Origin of the sequence: Streptomyces cavernicola (assembly GCF_029968035.1) — a bacterium.
Lineage (GTDB): Bacteria > Actinomycetota > Actinomycetes > Streptomycetales > Streptomycetaceae > Streptomyces > Streptomyces cavernicola.
In genome coordinates, this window is sequence record NZ_JASCIQ010000001.1 from 291,674 (window position 1) to 308,687 (window position 17,014).

Consider the following 17,014-nt stretch of genomic DNA (forward strand, 5'->3'; position numbering starts at 1 on the left):
CAACCTCCGACGGCCCCTTTCCTGGGCCGTCTCACCCACCGAGTACCGGTCGCGGTGCCGCCCCTCGCGATGCAAGGTAGGAGGGCTGTGCGGCGGTCGGGCTCGGGACGAACGACCCTCCGGAGCACCCGCCGCGGTATGAGACAGTGGTCTAGACAAGGCTTGAGCGAAACCTGAAGGGCTGCACACATGGCTGAGCGCCGCGTCAACGTCGGCTGGGCCGAGGGCCTCCACGCCCGTCCCGCCTCCATCTTCGTCCGCGCGGCCACGGCCGCAGGCGTCCCCGTGACGATCGCCAAGGCCGACGGCAACCCGGTCAACGCGGCCTCGATGCTCGCGGTGCTGGGCCTGGGCGCGCAGGGCGGCGAGGAGATCGTGCTCGCGTCCGACGCCGAGGGTGCGGACGTCGCCCTGGACCGTCTGGCGAAGCTGGTCTCGGAGGGTCTCGAGGAGCTCCCCGAGACCGTCTGAGCCTCACCACTGCCGCGTGAGCCCCGCAGGTCCGATGGGACCTGCGGGGCTCACGCGCTTTGCACGGCGAATGAAGGCACGCGAAACAGGCCGCCCTGGAAATGGGCAGCCTCGGAAAATCGGCAGCGTCCAGGAAAAGAGCAGCCTGAATAAGGGCGGGCAATAAACGGCCCACACAGCATAGCCCGCGCACCTTATTCGTATACGGCTTCCGTTAATTCCGGCCGCTCGCCATGTTTACGGAATGTTGCGAACTCCTCACCGTGACCCGGCCGGCCCGGTCGCCGCGACCGCCCCGCCCTTCCCGCCCGCCACCCCCGGGAAAGCGCAGCCGGTGCGCGGGCGTGGAGCGCTCGACGTGCTGGGCGGTGAGCGCGCGGGCGCGGTCGGCGTCGCCGCGGGCCACGGCGTCGACGATCGCCCCGTGCTCCGCCCAGGACGCGACCGGCTCGGCGGCCGGCTCGACCGCGTACATCCAGGCGATCTTCTGTCGGAGCTGGGTGAGCAGGGCGGTCAGGCCCGCGCTGCCGGAGGCCTGGGCGAGCGTCTCGTGGAACCAGCCGTCGAGGGAGCGCAGGTCGTCGCCGCGGCCCGCGCGGGCGCGTTCCTGGCCGAGCCGCACGAGGCCGCGCAGCACCTTCAGGTGGGCCTCGGTGCGGCGCTGGGCCGCGCGGGCCGCGCCGAGGGGTTCGAGCAGCTGTCTGACTTCGAGCAGGTCGGCGGCCTCCTGCGCGGTGGGCTCGGCGACGCACGCGCCCGCGTGCCTGCGGGTGCTGACGAACCCCTCCGCCTCCAAGGTGCGCAGCGCCTCGCGGACAGGGACGCGGGAGACGCCGTACCGCCGGGCGAGGACCTCTTCGGTGAGCCGGCTGCCGCGTTCGAAGACTCCCGCGACGATGTCGTCGCGGATCGCCGTGCATACCGAGTGCGCCGGAATGCGCATGACCGGACCTCCACCTGTGGAATTCGCGCTGCCGCGACTCTATTCCAGCACGGCCGAATTTCCGACGGGTCACCGGAATTCATGGACGTATTTTGGCCTGCGTCCGACCGGAACCGGACGAATCCGATGCGGCCCGGTAAACGCCGAAGGCCCCGGCGGGTGCCGGGGCCTTCGGGAAGCGGTGCGCGCGCGAGCGGTCGCGTGGGACGTATCAGACGTTCACACCGTGCGAGCGCAGGTACGCGACGGGGTCGATGTCCGAGCCGTAGTCGGGGGACGTACGGGCCTCGAAGTGGAGGTGCGGGCCGGTGGAGTTGCCGGTCGAGCCGGAGAGGCCGATCTGCTGGCCCGGGGTGACGGCCTGGCCGACGGTGACGCCGATGGACGAGAGGTGGCCGTACTGGGTGTACGTGCCGTCGTTCATCTTGATCACGACGTTGTTGCCGTACGCGCCGCCCCAGCCGGCCTCGACGACGGTGCCGGAGCCGACCGCGCGCACGGAGGTGCCGGAGGCGGCGTGGAAGTCGACGCCGCTGTGGCTGCCGGAGGACCAGAGGGCGCCGCCGGTCTGGTAGCCGGTGGAGACGTAGGAGTTCTCGACCGGGGCGGTGTAGCTGTTGAGGCGCTTGCGCTCGGCCGCACGCGCGGCGCGCTCCTTGGCCTCGCGCTCCTTTTTGGCCTTCTCCGCAGCCTTGCGCTTGGCCTCGGCCTTGCGGGCAGCCTCGGCGCGCTTCTCGGCCTTCTCCTTGGCGGCGGCCTGCTCGGCGGCCTCCTGCTGGGCGGCGGCCTGGGCGTCTATTCGGTCGGCGAGCGAATCGCCCACGGACATGGCCTGGTTGATGCCGGTGTCGTCGAGGGCCAGGGAGCTCTCGGCGGCCATCGCGGGGGCGGCGAGGCCGCCGACGACGCCCGAGGTGGTGAGGGCGGCGACGCCCGCGATGGTGGCGCCCTTGCGCGTCAGACGGCTGGGGCGGCGGTGCTTCCCGGTGGCACGGGCGAAGGCCATGGAGTGGCGGTGTCCTTTCCTTCCTTCTCGCCTACCGGGTTAGCTGACGGGTTCGGAGCAGGAAGGTCTCCTACGGGCTCCCTCCGCGCGGAGGGCGTCCGATTCACCCCAGGGACTGCGTGTGGGTCCCCGGCTCCCCTGGCTCGCGCCGTACGGGGACTCGGCGATGACTGTCCGGTGCCGCGGGCGCGGCGCATAGCTGGCGAACAGCCGGACCGACGCTAAACGGGACATCTTTCAATCAACAAACGGATCTAGGCTTTTGTAGTGCACGCCACAGGGCAGACCCCAACGAGCCTGAAATTTACGAACTAATCGGGCATTAGGTGATGAGGGTGGGCGAACGACGAGGCCCCGGCGGTGCGTGTGCGCACCGCCGGGGCCTCTGTGTCCCGCTGAACTAACCGGTGACGACGGTGACTTCGCCAATGCCGAGCGCCTTCACGGGCTCCTCGATCTGCGCGGCGTCGCCCACCAGGACCGTGACGAGGCGGTTCTCGGGGAAGGCGTTCACGACGGCCGCGGTGGCCTCCACCGTGCCCGTCTCGGCCAGACGGCGGTACAGCTGCGCCTGGAAGTCGTCCGGCAGCTGCTGCTCGACCTGGTCGGCGAGGGTGCCCGCGACGGCCGCCGCCGTCTCGTACCGCAGCGGAGCGACGCCTACGAGGTTCTGCACGGCGACGTCCCGCTCGGCGTCGTCGAGGCCCTCAGCGGCGAGGGTCCGCAGCACCTTCCACAGGTCGTCAAGTGCCGGGCCGGTGTTGGGGGTGTCCACCGAGCCGCTGATCGCGAGCATCGCCGCACCGCTGCCGTCCGCGGCCGAGCGCAGCACCTGGCCGAAGGCCCGCACACCGTAGGTGTAGCCCTTCTCCTCGCGCAGCACCCGGTCCAGACGGGACGTCAGAGTGCCGCCCAGGCAGTACGTGCCGAGCACCTGCGCCGGCCACACCTGGTCGTGCCGGTCCCCGCCGATACGGCCGATGAGCAGCTGCGTCTGCACCGCCCCTGGACGGTCGACGATGAAGACCCGGCCGGTGTCGTCGGCGGTGATCGGCGCCGCGGAGCGCGGCTCGGCGGTGTTCCCGGTCCACTCCCCCAGGGTCTCGCCGAGCATCGCGTCCAGGTCGACGCCCTCCAGGTCACCGACGACCACCGCGGTCGCGGTGACGGGGCGGATGTGCGCGTCGTAGAACGCCCGCACCGCCGCCGAGTCGATGCGCTCGACGGTCTCCTCGGTGCCCTGCCGCGGCCGGGACATCCGCGCCTCGGCCGGGAACAGCTGCTTGTAGAGCTCCTTGGCCGCGCGCCGCGCCGGGTTGGCCGTCTCGTGCGGAATCTCGTCGAGGCGGTTGCGTACGAGGCGCTTGATCTCGCTGTCCTCGAAGGCGGGGGCACGCAGGGCGTCGGCGAGCAGCGCGAGGCCCTTCGGGAGCCGGGAGACCGGCACTTCGAGGGAGATCCGCAGACCGGGGTGGTCCGCGTGCGCGTCGAGCGTGGCGCCGCAGCGCTCCAGCTCTGCCGCGAACTCCTCGGCGGAGTGCTTGTCGGTGCCCTCGGTGAAGGCCCTGGCCATGATCGTGGAGACGCCGTCCAGGCCCTCGGGCTCGGTGTCGAGCGGGGCGTCGAGCACGACGTCCACAGCGACGACCTGCTGGCCGGGGCGGTGGCAGCGCAGCACGGTGAGGCCGTTGGGCAGCGTGCCGCGCTCCGGGGCGGGGAAGGCCCAGGGCTTGGCGGTGCCCGGCTGCGGCTGCGGGTGGAACTCCATGGTGGCGAGCTGCTCGGTCACTTCGCCGCCTCCTCGTCCTGAACCTCGATCTCGGCGGCCTCGTTCACATCGGTGTCCGGGGCGTCGGGGGCCTGCTCCGGGGCGATCGGCTCGTAGACCAACACCGCGCGGTTGTCGGGGCGGAGCCGCGCCTGGGCGACCTCCTTGACCTCGTCCGCGGTGACGGACAGGACCCGGCCGACCGCGGTCAGCGCGAGCTGCGGGTCGCCGAACAGCACTGCGTACTTACAGAGTTCGTCCGCGCGGCCCGCGACCGTGCCGAGGCGGTCCAGCCACTCGCGCTCCAACTGGGCCTGGGCGCGCTCCATTTCCTCGTCCGTGGGGCCCTCCGCGGCGAACCGGGCGAGCTCCTCGTCGACGGCGGCCTCGATGTCGGGCACCTCCGCCTCGTGCGAGGTCTTCACGTCCAGCCAGCCGACCGACGGGGCGCCGGACAGGCGCAGCATGCCGAAGCCGGCCGTCACCGCCGTACGGTCCCGGCGGACCAGGCGGTTGTAGAGCCGCGAGGACTCGCCGCCGCCGAGGATGGTCAGGGCGACGTCGGCCGCGTCGCACGCGCGCGTGCCGTCGTGCGGCAGGCGGTACGCGGCCATCAGCGCGCGGGAGGGCACCTCGGCCTCGACGAGCTGGCGCTTCTCCTCGCCGATGACGTCGGGCAGCGTGCCGTCGCGCGGGGGGCGCTTTCCGTCGTGCGCCGGGATCGTGCCGAAGTACTTCTCGATCCAGGCGAGGGTCTGCTCCGGGTCGATGTCGCCGACGACCGAGAGCACCGCGTTGTTCGGCGCGTAGTACGTCCGGAAGAACTCGCGGGCGTCCTCGAGCGTGGCCGCGTCGAGGTCCGCCATGGAGCCGATCGGCGTGTGGTGGTACGGGTGGCCCTCCGGGTACGCGAGCGCGAAGAGCTTCTCGAACGCGGTGCCGTAGGGGACGTTGTCGTACCGCTGGCGGCGCTCGTTCTTCACCACACTGCGCTGGTTTTCCATCGACTCGTCGTCGAGGACCGTGAGCAGCGAGCCCATGCGGTCGGCCTCCAGCCAGAGGGCGAGCTCCAGCTGGTGGGCGGGCATCGTCTCGAAGTAGTTGGTCCGCTCGAAGCTGGTGGTGCCGTTGAGCGAGCCGCCGGCGCCCTGCACCAGCTCGAAGTGGCCGTTGTCCTTGACCTGCTTGGAGCCCTGGAACATCAGGTGCTCGAAGAGGTGCGCCAGGCCCGTACGCCCCTCGACCTCGTGGCGGGAGCCGACGTCGTACCAGAGGCAGACCGCCGCGACCGGGGTCAGGTGGTCCTCGGAGAGCACCACGCGCAGGCCGTTGGCGAGGCGGTGCTCGGTCGCTGTCAGGCCGCCGGAGCCGGCCTCGGCCGTGGCCGTGTGACCCATGGGCATGTAGATCCCTTCGATCGCGAGATGTCGTCCTTGACTGACCTGTCGGCGGCGGGCGGTGGCGGGCCTGATGGCGGTCGTCCACGCGGTCGCCGGAGCAAGTGCTGTCACTGTATGCAAGCGTGCGGACATCTGGCGAAGTTCCCGTCCCGGCTCTGCTCTCAGCGATCTCCGATCGCGTTTCGACGGTCTCGTACGGTCACCCTCGTACGGTCATCGGCGGTCTTCGGGCAGTCCGATGAACGTGCCGGGAACGGGGATTGGACGGGTCGCGGTCCGCGTTGTCAGTGGCGCGGTCCACAATGGTCGGCGTCAGAACTGGAGATTGCCCCGCACAGGAACGTGAAGGAGCCGCAGCAGCGATGGCCCGCCGCAGCACGAAGACCCCGCCGCCCGACGACGCGTACGAGGAGAAGATCCTCGACATCGACGTCGTCGACGAGATGCAGGGCTCCTTCCTCGAGTACGCGTATTCGGTCATCTACTCCCGGGCCCTGCCGGACGCCCGGGACGGCCTGAAGCCGGTGCAACGCCGCATCGTCTACCAGATGAACGAGATGGGCCTGCGCCCCGACCGCGGCTTCGTGAAGTGCGCCCGCGTCGTCGGCGAGGTCATGGGTAAGTTGCACCCCCACGGCGACGCGTCGATCTACGACGCGATGGTCCGCATGGCCCAGCCCTTCTCCATGCGCGTCCCGCTGGTCGACGGCCACGGCAACTTCGGCTCGCTCGGCAACGACGACCCGCCCGCCGCGATGCGGTACACCGAGGCGCGGATGGCCACGGCCACCTCGCTGATGACGGAGTCGATCGACGAGGACACGGTCGACTTCTCGCCGAACTACGACGGCCAGGAGCAGGAGCCGGTCGCGCTCCCCGCCGCGTACCCGAACCTGCTGGTCAACGGCTCGTCGGGAATCGCCGTCGGCATGGCCACGAACATGCCGCCGCACAACCTGGGCGAGGTCGTCGCGGCCGCCCGCCACCTCATCAAGCACCCGGGCGCCGACCTGGAGACGCTGATGAAGTTCGTCCCGGGCCCGGACCTGCCCACGGGCGGCCGGATCGTCGGCCTCTCCGGCATCCGGGACGCGTACGAGTCGGGCCGAGGCACGTTCAAGATCCGCGCGACGGTCGCGGTGGAGAACGTGACGGCGCGCCGCAAGGGCCTGGTCGTCACCGAACTCCCCTTCACCGTCGGCCCCGAGAAGGTCATCTCGAAGATCAAGGACCTGGTCGGCAACAAGAAGCTGCAGGGCATCGCCGACGTCAAGGACCTGACCGACCGCAACCACGGCCTGCGCCTCGTCATCGAGATCAAGAACGGTTTCATCCCTGAGGCCGTCCTCGAGCAGCTCTACAAGTTGACGCCGATGGAGGAGTCCTTCGGTATCAACAACGTGGCCCTGGTGGACGGCCAGCCGCTCACGCTCGGCCTGAAGGAGCTCCTGGAGGTCTACCTCGACCACCGGTTCAACGTGGTGCGCCGCCGCAGCGAGTTCCGCCGCGGCAAGAAGCGCGACCGCCTGCACCTGGTGGAGGGCCTGCTCGTCGCGCTGCTCGACATCGACGAGGTGATCCGCCTCATCCGCTCCAGCGAGAACTCCGCGCAGGCCAAGGAGCGCCTGATGGAGCGCTTCTCGCTGAGCGACATCCAGACGCAGTACATCCTGGACACCCCGCTGCGCCGCCTCACCAAGTTCGACCGCATCGAGCTGGAGGCGGAGCGGGACAAGCTGAAGGCCGAGATCGAGCAGCTGACCCGCATCCTGGAGTCGGACGCGGAGCTGCGGAAGCTGGTCTCCTCCGAACTCGCCGCGGTGGCCAAGAAGTTCGGCACCGACCGGCGCACGGTCCTGCTCGAGTCCTCCGGCGCCCCGGCCGCATCGGTGCCGCTCGAGGTCGCGGACGACCCGTGCCGGGTGCTCCTGTCGTCGACGGGCCTCCTCGCGCGTACGGCCACGGGCGAGGTCTCGTTCGACACCGAGGCCAAGCGCGTCAAGCACGACGTGATCGTCTCGGCCGTCCCCGCGACGCAGCGCGGCGAGGTCGGCGCGGTGCTCTCCTCGGGCCGGCTGCTCCGCCTGAACGTCATCGACCTGCCGCAGCTCCCGGAGACGGCGGCCGCACCCAACCTCGCCGGCGGGGCGCCGGTCGCGGAGTTCCTGACCCTGGAGGCGGGTGAGGAGCTGGTCTGCCTGATGACGCTCGACGAGTCCTCGCCGGGCCTCGCGCTCGGTACGGCGCAGGGCGTGGTGAAGAGAGTCGTGCCCGACTACCCGTCCAACAAGGACGAGTTGGAGGTCATCACCCTCAAGGACGGCGACCGCATCGTCGGCGCGGTCGAGCTGCGCACGGGCGAGGAGGACCTGGTCTTCGTGACGGACGACGCCCAACTCCTGCGCTACCAGGCCTCACAGGTCCGTCCGCAGGGCCGGCCGGCGGGCGGCATGGCGGGCATCAAGCTGACGCAGGGCGCGAAGGTGATCTCGTTCACCGCGGTGGACCCGGCGGCGGACGCGATGGTGTTCACGGTGGCGGGCTCGCGCGGCACGCTCGACGACTCGGTGCAGACCACGGCGAAGATCACGCCGTTCGACCAGTACCCGCGCAAGGGCCGGGCCACCGGCGGTGTGCGGTGCCAGCGGTTCCTGAAGGGCGAGGACTGCCTGTCGTTCGCGTGGGCGGGTGCGGTGCCGGCACTTGCGGCGCAGCGCAACGGCTCACCGGCGGAGCTGCCGGAGGTCGACCCGCGCCGTGACGGCTCGGGCGTCTCGCTCGCCAAGCCGGTCGCGGCGGTGGCGGGCCCGGTGTAGGGCTACTCCGCGAGCTCGGGTTCGGGGTCAGCCACAAGGTGCGCCTCGGGCTCGGGCTCGGGTTCGCGTTCGTCCACGTATCGCAGGACGCCCCACATGACCTCTTCGAGGCCGGCGTCCTGCGGTTCGTCGTCCCGGCAGCGCTCCAGGGCGGTGTGCAGGGCGGCGCCGTCGACGCCGGATCCGATGAGGACGAGCTGCGTGCCGCGCTCGGCCTCGCGGGGCCACGGCTCCGGGTAGAACCGCAGGAAGCGGCCGACGGCGTGCAGGGCGTAGCGGTTGCCCGGGTCGTGCGCGCCGAAGTCGACGAATCCCTTGATGCGGTAGAGCCCTTCGGGCCGCTCGTCGAGGAAGTCGAGGAGCCGGCGGGGGTGCAGGGCGCCGTCGGTGGCGAAGGAGACGCTGTCGTAGGCGGCGTGCAGGTGAGTGCGGTGAAGGTGCTCCCCGTGGGGACCCTCCCCATGGGAGCCGTCCTCGTCGGTGTCGTCCTCATGAAGGTCGTCGAAGGACAGCTGCCCGAAGCGCTCGCCCTTGGGCTTGCCGTCGAAGAGCAGCTCCGGGTCGATCCGTCCGTACGTCGACTCGACGACCGCCGCCCCGTCCGCGAGCCGGTCCACGCTCGCGCGCACCCCAGGAAGGTCTTGCGCCTCGACCCGGTCGGTCTTGTTGAGGACGACGAGGTCGGCGAGGGCGAGATGCCGTTCGATCTCGGGGTGCTTCGCGCGGGTGGCGTCGAACTCGGCGGCGTCGACGACCTCCACGAGCCCGCCGTACACGATGTTCGGGTTGTCGCTCGCGAGCAGCATCCGGACGAGTTCCTGCGGCTCGGCGGGGCCGCTCGCCTCGATGACGATCACGTCGAGGCCGACGGAGGGGCGGGTCAACTTCTCCAGGTACGCGTCGAGTTCACTGCCGTCGACGGCGCAGCACAGGCAGCCGTTGCCGAGCGAGACGGTCGAACCCACCTGCCCTGCCACGGACATGGCGTCGATCTCGATGGTCCCGAAGTCGTTGACGACGACGCCGATGCGGTTGCCGCCGCTGTGCCTCAGGAGCTGGTTGAGGAGCGTCGTCTTGCCCGACCCCAGAAACCCCGCGAGTACGACGACGGGGATCTGCCGCTTGCTCACACTGAACCTCTCGTACGGAACTGCACCCGGACGCGCCGGTCCCGGCACGGGTCCCGACCGGGAGTACCGGCCAGGAGTACCGGCCAGGATAAATGCGCCCCCGAGTACGCCCCTCAACGCGCTCCTCAGAGGCACAGAAGCCACGGCCCGAGGCCCTCGGAAACCATGTGAACGATTGTTAGCGCCGTACGCGGGGCACACATGGGGAACGGCACCGGTTGTCAGGACATTCGCATGCATCCAGGCGCCGCCACTCTGCTCCGCCTCCAGCCGATCAGCGCCGCTCGGCCACCGGAAGGCGGCAAGCGCGCCCGCCCACCGCTCGCCGGTCCCACACTCCCCCGTCGACCCGCACCCCGACGGCCGGCGAACGGTCGCCCGACTCGGGGGTTGACATGGCCACACGAAAAGTCTGCAAGCACAGGTTCGGTTCCGCCACGGCTTCTCTCGCCGCCGCCGGGGCCGTTCTGCTGTTCGCCGCGCAACAGCGCAAGTGCGAGTCCCTCAGCGCACAACTACGCGCGTGCACCTCTCTGATCGAGCGAGCACAACGACAGGGAGCACTGGACCGTCAGCACCGGCTTCACCTCGACCTGCTCTACAAGGCCATGGACGATCCCGCACTCGCCGCCGTCCTGGACACCTACGAGGAGGAACTGGGACCGGAACTGCGGCGCCAGTACCTGTTCGCGAACGCGCTCTACATCAACGCCCTGCACTCCCATCGAGTCGGCTACATCAGCCTGGTGGAACTTCACGGGCACCTGAGAGTCATGTGCCAGAACAAGTTCTTCCGCGGCTACTGGGAAGCCACCAGGCCGCACCGGGCCAGCCTCCCGGACGTGTCGCAGGAGGCGCAGAGCGGCCGCATGGTCGACGAACTCATTCGCGAACTCGACGACGCGGAGACCGAGGAGTGGTGGGTTGTCGGCGAACTGCCGGTGATATAGGGGCAGTTGGTCCAGTCGGGGGACATTGGGCCGCTTCTTGAGCATATGGAGCGGTTCCTGGCGCTAGCGTGTGCCGCGCGTGCGACTGGGCACAGCCCACCAAGCTGTCGGCCGGGCGCGCGCCTCCCCGCCCCACATCAGGGTGCGCCCCCTTCGCAGACCGGCGACCCCAGCCTGCCCTTATCGCCGCAACTCCCCTCAAGGACCGGGATCCCACTTGAAGATCGTGCGCCGCATCGGCACAGCCCCCCACGAACGCGGCAGCGTAACGGGCCAGACCTGCCCTGACCTCTTCGAGCTGAGCGACGGCAACTTCGCCGTCATGGGCACGGAGGCCACGGACGCCCTCCACCACCAGCTCCCGCCCGACGCAGCCAGGGCGGACTACGAACGCATCGTGGTGATCAGCCGGGAGACGCTCATCCGCGCGAAGGCCGACATCCCGGACGCCTGACGCGCGCACTCCCCGTCTCGCCTTCCGCGTCGGCCGCTCGACAACAGACCGGCGCGGAAGCCGCGCGCACCTCGCCGCCCGCCCCCGCGGCAGCCCCTCACCAGCCCCTCCCCCGCCACATCAGGCTAGGCTCACCTATGTGAGTACGTGCGCCACCGCCTCGCGGGACCTGGACGAACCTGTCGCCGGCACCGCCGCCACCGCGAGGACCTGGTTGCTCCTCGAACAGTCCGGGCCGTGGGGCGCCAAGGCGCTGACCTCCAGCCATCTCGACCCGGAGCTCGGCCGAGCCCTGGAAGCCGCCGCCGAGGGCACCGGCGTCCGCGTCGCCCTGATCCGCCGCCCCGGCCGGCACGCCGACTGCCACGACGCGGCCCGCCGCCATGTGTTCGCGGCACACGTCGACCCCGCCTCCCCCACCACCTGGCTCCACAGCGCGGTCATCGACGACCCCGCGCGACTGCTCCAGCTGGACTTCGCCGCCCTCGGCAAGGGCGACCACCACACCTTCGACCACGCCCTGGACGCCGCACCGCACACCGGCGCGCCCCTCGCCCTCGTCTGCACCAACGGCAAGCGGGACCGCTGCTGCGCGCTGCTCGGCCGCCCGCTCGCCGCCGAGCTGACGGCCGCCGGCGAGCCTGGTGCCTGGGAGGTCACACACCTCGGCGGCCACCGCTTCTCGCCCACGCTCCTCGTCCTGCCGTACGGATACGCGTACGGGCGGGTCGGCGCCGAAGAGGTGCGCGGGGTGCTCGCGGCGGCGGGCGAGGGCCGCGTCGTCGTCGACGGCTGCCGGGGCAGCTCCGCCTGGGAACGGCCCGGACAGGCCGCTGAGCTGGCGGTACGCAGGTTCAGCGGCGAGGACCGGGCGGGGGTGCTGTCGGTGCTCCGAACCGAGCCGGCCCGCACCGAGTCCACCCGAACCGGCCACTCCCGCACCGAAGACTCCTCTACCGACGAGCCCCGTACCGAAGACGCCGCCCCTACCGAGGACGCCCCTACCGACGACTCCCGTGGGCCCGAGGCCGCCGGCCCCCGCTGGGACGTGATCGTGGCGCACGTCGACGGGCGGTGCTGGCGGGTCACCGTTGCGCAGGGCGCCTCGCTGCCGCCGCGCCCCGAGAGCTGCGGCGCCGCCTTGGCCACGCCCGGCCGGATGGACGTGCTCGCGGTACGGCCCGAGGCCCCGCTCCCCCAGGCCCCAGGAGCCCTCGCCTCAGCGGCATCCGCCCCGGCCGGGAAGGCTGACGGGAAGGCGGAGGCGACCGGCGCAACGCGGTACGACCCCGCAGCCCCCGTCCGCGACATGGACCGGCTTTGACCCCCGACCCGCCACAAGCCGTACCGTTTCTGCATGAACGCAGCACTCCCCCCGGGCCCCGGCCGGAAGGCGCCGTCGCCGTGAGCGGTGGGCGCAGGATGCGCATCGGCCTGCCCCGACGGGTCTTCGCGCAGGTCCTGGTGATGCAGCTGGCGATCGCCGCGGGGGTCGCCGTGCTCGCCACCGGCCTCTTCCTGGCGCCGCTGAGCGATCAGCTCGACGACCAGGCGATGCGCCGCGCCCTCGCCATCGCGCAGACCACCGCCGCGCAGCCGCAGGTCGTCGAGGACCTGACCGCGACGCGGCCGAGCCCCGGCGGCCCGGTGCAGGCCGAGGCGGAGCGGATCCGCAAGGCCACCGGCGCCGAGTACATCGTGATCATGGACGAGCGGGGCGTTCGCTGGTCGCACGCCAACCCCGCCGAGATCGGCAAGGTCGTCTCCACGGATCCCAGCCAAGCGCTGGCCGGCCGGGAGGTCATGGAGATCGACGAGGGCACCCTCGGCCGCTCGGCCCGCGGCAAGGTCCCGCTGCGCGGCTCGGACGGCGACATCGTCGGGGCGGTCTCGGTCGGCATCGCGTACGACAGCGTCCGCGACCGGCTCATCTCCTCGATCCCCGGCCTCTTCGCGTACGCGGGCGGCGCCCTGGCCGTCGGCGCGCTCGCCGCGTATCTGATCTCCAGGCGGGTCCAGAAGCAGACCCGTGACCTGGCCTTCTCCGATATCTCCGCGCTGCTCGCGGAGCGTGAGGCGATGCTGCACGGCATCCGCGAAGGCGTACTTGCGCTCGACCGGAACGGCCGCGTCCGGCTACTCAACGACGAGGCGCAGCGGCTCCTCACGCTCGGGCCCGAGGCCATCGGCAAGCCCCTGGACGAGGCGCTCGGCGAGGGCCGCACCACCGATGTGCTCGCGGGACGGGTCACCGGCACCGACCTGTTGACCGTACGCGGCCAGCGCGTCCTGGTCGCCAACCGCATGCCGACCGACGACGGCGGCGCCGTGGCCACCCTCCGCGACCGTACGGAGCTGGAGCGCCTCGGCCGCGAACTCGACTCCACGCGCGGCCTGATCGACGCCCTGAGGGCAAAAGATCATGAGCACGCGAACCATCTGCACACGCTGCTGGGCCTGCTCGAACTGGAGATGTACGACGACGCCGTGGACTTCGTCGGCGAGACCGTCGGCGCCCACCGGGCCACCGCCGAGCAGGTCACGGAGAAGCTGCACGATCCGCTGCTCGCCGCGCTCCTGGTCGGCAAGGTCGCGGTCGCCGCCGAGCGCGGGGTCTCGCTCCGCCTCTCGGACGACACACGCCTTCCGGACCGGCTGATCGACCCGCAGGGCCTGGTGACGATCGCGGGCAACCTCGTCGACAACGCCCTGGACGCGGCGGTCGGCAGCCAGGACCCGCGCGTCGAGGTCGCCCTGCACGGCGAGGGGCGCGCGGTGGAGCTTCGGGTACGGGACTCGGGCCCCGGAGTCGTCCCGGAACAGCGGGAGTTGATCTTCACCGAGGGCTGGTCGACCAAGGAGCCGCCCGCCCACGGCAAGCGCGGCATCGGCCTCGTCCTGGTGCGCAGGCTCGCCGAACGCCAGGGCGGCAGCGCCCACGTGGGCGAAGCGCCGGGCGGCGGCGCGGAGTTCACCGTCGTACTGCCCGAGGCCCTCACCGAACCCGACCTCGCGCACGCGGAGGAACGACCATGAGCGGCAGCAACGCCCCCAGCCGCGCCGGCGGCGCGATCAACGTGCTGGTCGTCGACGACGACGTACGCGTGGCCGGGGTGAACGCCGCCTACGTCGCGAAGGTCCCCGGCTTCCAGGTCGCGGGCCAGGCGCACACCGGGTCCGAGGCACTGCGCCTCGTCGAGGAGTCGGCCTCCGGCGGCACGGCCGTCGACCTGGTGCTGCTCGACCACTACCTGCCGGACCGCACCGGCCTCGATGTCGTACGCCTGCTCCGCGAGCGCGGCCACCAGACCGACGTGATCATGGTGACCGCGGCGCGCGACGTGGCCACCGTCCAGGCGGCGATGCGGCACGGTGCACTGCAGTACCTGGTCAAGCCGTTCACGTTCGCCGGCCTGCGCGCGAAGCTGGAGGCGTACGCGGGTCTGCGGCGCACCCTGGACAGCGGCGGTGAGGCCGAACAGGCCGAGGTGGACCGGATCTTCGGCGCCCTCTCGGCCACACCCGAGCCCGCGCTCCCCAAGGGCCACTCACCGAGCACCGCGGAGCTGGTCCGCCGCGCGATGATGGCCGCCGACGGCCCGCTCTCCGCCCAGGAACTCGCGGACCGCACCGGCCTCAGCCGCCAGACCGCCCAGCGCTACCTGAAGCTCCTGGAACGCTCCGGCCGCGTCCGCCTCTCCCTCAAGTACGGGGACACGGGGCGGCCGGAGCACCGCTACGCCTGGGCCAAGTCGGGCGGCCCCGCAGCGGATTGAGACACCGCCCGGACTCCTTCGACAGCCGAACCAGTGCCTGCCCAAACCCCGCCCGAAGGCCTCAGACCGCCCCCGCCCCCGTGAGGGACCGCACTTCGGTCTCCGCGTGCTTGGCCTCGTCCGGCGACTCCTCGGACGTCACCGTGCCGATCCAACCCGCGAGGAAGCCCAGCGGGATGGAGACCAGACCCGGGTTCTGCAGCGGGAAGACCTGGAAGTCGACGCCGGGGAAGATCGATTCAGGGCTGCCGGAGACCACCGGCGACAGCACGACCAGGACGAGCGCGGGCACCAGACCGCCGTACACCGACCAGACCGCGCCCCGCGTGGTGAAACCGCGCCAGAACAGCGAGTACAGCAGCACCGGCAGGTTCGCGGAGGCCGCCACGGCGAAGGCGAGGCCGACGAGGAACGCCACGTTCAGGTCGCGGGCGAGCAGGCCGAGCCCGATGGCGACCGCCCCGATGCCCACCGCCGCGACCCGCGCCACGGCTACCTCGCTGCGCGGCTTCGCCGGCGCTTCCCGAGTCTTCCTCCGGCTCCGGCTCCTCAGTGACGCGTACAGGTCGTGCGCGACGGACGCCGACGAGGCCAGCGTGATGCCCGCGACGACCGCCAGGATCGTGGCGAACGCGACGGCGGCGACGATCGCAAACAGGATCGTGCCCCCGGTGGAGTCCGCGCCTCCGCCCAGGTCGAGCGAGAGCAGCGAAACCGCCGTGTTTCCGGCCGGGTTGGAGCGCCGCACCTCGTCCGAGCCGACGATCGCCGCGGCACCGAAGCCGAGCACCACCGTCATCAGGTAGAAGCCGCCGATCAGCCCGATCGACCAGACGACCGAGCGCCGCGCGGCACGTGCTGTGGGCACGGTGTAGAACCGCGACAGGATGTGCGGCAGACCGGCCGTGCCGAGCACGAGCGCGAGCCCGAGGCTGATGAAGTCGAGCCTGGCCGTCCAACTCCCCCCGTACTTGAGGCCGGGACCGAGGAACCGCTCCCCGTGCCCGCTGCGCTCCGCCGCCGTGCTGAGCAGCGCGTCGAAGTCGCCGTGGAAGCGCACCAGGACGAGCACGGTGAGCGCGATCGCCCCGCCCATCAGGAGCACTGCCTTGACGATCTGGATCCAGGTGGTGGCCCGCATCCCTCCCAACGACACATAGACGACCATGAGCGCGCCGACACCGACGACCGTCCAGCTCTGTGCCGCACCGCTCGTCCCGCCGAGCAGCAACGCGACCAGGCTGCCCGCCCCCACCATCTGCGCCACCAGATAGAGAACGGACACGGTCACGGAAGAAGTTCCCGCCGCGATGCGTACGGGACGTTCGTTCATCCGCGAGGCCACGACGTCGGCGAGCGTGAACCGCCCGCAGTTGCGCACGAGTTCGGCCACCAGGAACAGCACAACGAGCCAGGCGACGAGGAAGCCGACGGAGTACAGCAGTCCGTCGTAGCCGTAGAGCGCGATCAGTCCTGCGATACCGAGGAAGGAGGCCGCCGACATGTAGTCGCCGGCGATGGCGAAACCGTTCTCCATCGGCGTGAAGAGCCGCCCGCCCGCATAGAACTCCTCGGCCGTGCCGTGCCGTTTGCGGCTCGCCCAGGTCGTGATCGCCAGCGTCACGGCGACGAACACGCTGAACAGCACGAGCGCCAGGGTCTGGTGGTCTCCGCTCACCGCCCGACCCCCCTGGTCAACTCCTGGGTGTCCCAGCGCAGTTCGAGCGCCGCCCGGTCCCGGCGCAGGCGCGCGTGCCTGACGTACGCCCAGGTCAGCAGGAACGTGGAGAGAAACTGGCCGAGCCCCGCCACCATCGCCACGTTCACCGAGCCGGCCACCGGCCGCGCCATCAGCTCGGGCGCGGTGGTCGCCGCCACCACATAGGCCACGTACCAGGAGAAGAACGCGATGCACGCCGTCACCACGAACCTCCGGTACCTGCGCCGCACTTCCTGGAACGCGGGGCTCCGCTGCACTTCGAGGTAGATGTCGGCCGCACTCACGGCGGGCCCGCCCGGTCCGTCCTGCCCCGCCCCACGCGCATGCGGTACGGAGGACGCGGGCGCCCCGGTGTCCTCCGACTCGTCCCACCCCGAGGCGAGCGCGTCCTGCCAGGGGTCGTCGAGCTCACCGGGATCGCTGAGCCGGACCCTCCCGGCATCGCGATCTTCGTGCTTGTCCACCGAACTCTCCTCGTCCGCGGCGCACTTCGGCCGCGTGCCCAAGGATGGGCAGAACGTGAAGATCCCGACACTTCAATCCCCCCGCTTCACCCCATCAGGTGACCGGAGGCTTGGCG

General features: G+C 71.2%; 14 protein-coding genes and 1 riboswitch. Of the genes, 7 read left to right on the forward strand and 7 right to left on the reverse strand.

All coding sequences use genetic code 11. The features are described from left to right. Positions 1 to 189: 189 nt before the first annotated feature. The gene (locus QIS96_RS01265; protein WP_184565564.1) at positions 190 to 471 is read left to right on the forward strand and encodes an HPr family phosphocarrier protein; all 282 of its coding nucleotides are present in this window, start codon (positions 190 to 192) and stop codon (positions 469 to 471) included. Positions 472 to 685: 214 nt separating this feature from the next. On the opposite strand, the gene QIS96_RS01270 is transcribed toward QIS96_RS01265, so the two are convergent. The 4 genes from QIS96_RS01270 to QIS96_RS01285 all read right to left on the reverse strand — a co-directional run bounded on the left by QIS96_RS01270 (position 686) and on the right by QIS96_RS01285 (position 5,591). Then, positions 686 to 1,414 carry a GntR family transcriptional regulator gene (locus QIS96_RS01270; protein ID WP_282540421.1) on the reverse strand — a complete coding sequence of 243 codons (729 nt, stop codon included), beginning with the start codon at positions 1,412 to 1,414 and terminating at the stop codon, positions 686 to 688. A 211-nt stretch (positions 1,415 to 1,625) separates the two neighbouring features. Continuing rightward, a complete protein-coding gene (locus QIS96_RS01275; protein WP_282540422.1) occupies positions 1,626 to 2,420 on the reverse strand; it encodes a M23 family metallopeptidase in 795 nt (264 codons plus the stop codon). Between the two features lie 14 nt (positions 2,421 to 2,434). Continuing rightward, positions 2,435 to 2,596: riboswitch (cyclic di-AMP (ydaO/yuaA leader) on the reverse strand. 224 nt (positions 2,597 to 2,820) lie between these two features. Continuing rightward, on the reverse strand, positions 2,821 to 4,188 hold the full coding sequence (locus QIS96_RS01280; protein ID WP_282540520.1) for a M16 family metallopeptidase: 1,368 nt from the start codon (positions 4,186 to 4,188) through the stop codon (positions 2,821 to 2,823). A 17-nt stretch (positions 4,189 to 4,205) separates the two neighbouring features. Next, positions 4,206 to 5,591, reverse strand: coding sequence for a M16 family metallopeptidase (locus QIS96_RS01285; protein ID WP_282540423.1), 1,386 nt, complete (start codon positions 5,589 to 5,591; stop codon positions 4,206 to 4,208). A 359-nt stretch (positions 5,592 to 5,950) separates the two neighbouring features. On the opposite strand from QIS96_RS01285, the gene QIS96_RS01290 reads away from it, so the two are divergent. Continuing rightward, positions 5,951 to 8,404 carry a DNA gyrase/topoisomerase IV subunit A gene (locus QIS96_RS01290; protein ID WP_282540424.1) on the forward strand — a complete coding sequence of 818 codons (2,454 nt, stop codon included), beginning with the start codon at positions 5,951 to 5,953 and terminating at the stop codon, positions 8,402 to 8,404. A gap of 2 nt (positions 8,405 to 8,406) precedes the next feature. On the opposite strand, the gene QIS96_RS01295 is transcribed toward QIS96_RS01290, so the two are convergent. Continuing rightward, the gene (locus tag QIS96_RS01295) at positions 8,407 to 9,534 is read right to left on the reverse strand and encodes a CobW family GTP-binding protein (protein ID WP_282540425.1); all 1,128 of its coding nucleotides are present in this window, start codon (positions 9,532 to 9,534) and stop codon (positions 8,407 to 8,409) included. Positions 9,535 to 9,929: 395 nt separating this feature from the next. Between QIS96_RS01295 and QIS96_RS01300 the strand changes: the two genes are divergently transcribed. The 5 genes from QIS96_RS01300 to QIS96_RS01320 all read left to right on the forward strand — a co-directional run bounded on the left by QIS96_RS01300 (position 9,930) and on the right by QIS96_RS01320 (position 14,714). Further along, positions 9,930 to 10,484 carry a DUF6082 family protein gene (locus QIS96_RS01300; protein ID WP_282540426.1) on the forward strand — a complete coding sequence of 185 codons (555 nt, stop codon included), beginning with the start codon at positions 9,930 to 9,932 and terminating at the stop codon, positions 10,482 to 10,484. 217 nt (positions 10,485 to 10,701) lie between these two features. Next, entirely contained in the window at positions 10,702 to 10,938 is a 237-nt protein-coding gene (locus QIS96_RS01305; RefSeq protein ID WP_282540427.1) for a hypothetical protein, read from the forward strand. A 139-nt stretch (positions 10,939 to 11,077) separates the two neighbouring features. After that, entirely contained in the window at positions 11,078 to 12,262 is a 1,185-nt protein-coding gene (locus QIS96_RS01310; protein ID WP_282540428.1) for a sucrase ferredoxin, read from the forward strand. 98 nt (positions 12,263 to 12,360) lie between these two features. Continuing rightward, positions 12,361 to 13,974, forward strand: coding sequence for an ATP-binding protein (locus tag QIS96_RS01315; protein WP_282540521.1), 1,614 nt, complete (start codon positions 12,361 to 12,363; stop codon positions 13,972 to 13,974). Continuing rightward, positions 13,971 to 14,714: a response regulator gene (locus QIS96_RS01320; protein ID WP_282540429.1), complete on the forward strand. Its 744-nt coding sequence runs from the start codon at positions 13,971 to 13,973 to the stop codon at positions 14,712 to 14,714. The genes QIS96_RS01315 and QIS96_RS01320 overlap by 4 nt, the downstream gene beginning before the upstream one ends. A 61-nt stretch (positions 14,715 to 14,775) precedes the next feature. On the opposite strand, the gene QIS96_RS01325 is transcribed toward QIS96_RS01320, so the two are convergent. Together QIS96_RS01325 and QIS96_RS01330 are read right to left on the reverse strand one after the other, a co-directional pair. Next, positions 14,776 to 16,392 (reverse strand): solute symporter family protein, encoded by a 1,617-nt coding sequence (locus tag QIS96_RS01325; RefSeq protein ID WP_282540430.1) that lies wholly within the window; start codon positions 16,390 to 16,392, stop codon positions 14,776 to 14,778. Further along, positions 16,389 to 16,898: a DUF485 domain-containing protein gene (locus QIS96_RS01330; RefSeq protein WP_282540431.1), complete on the reverse strand. Its 510-nt coding sequence runs from the start codon at positions 16,896 to 16,898 to the stop codon at positions 16,389 to 16,391. Before QIS96_RS01330 ends, QIS96_RS01325 begins: the two co-directional genes overlap by 4 nt. Positions 16,899 to 17,014 lie beyond the last annotated feature (116 nt).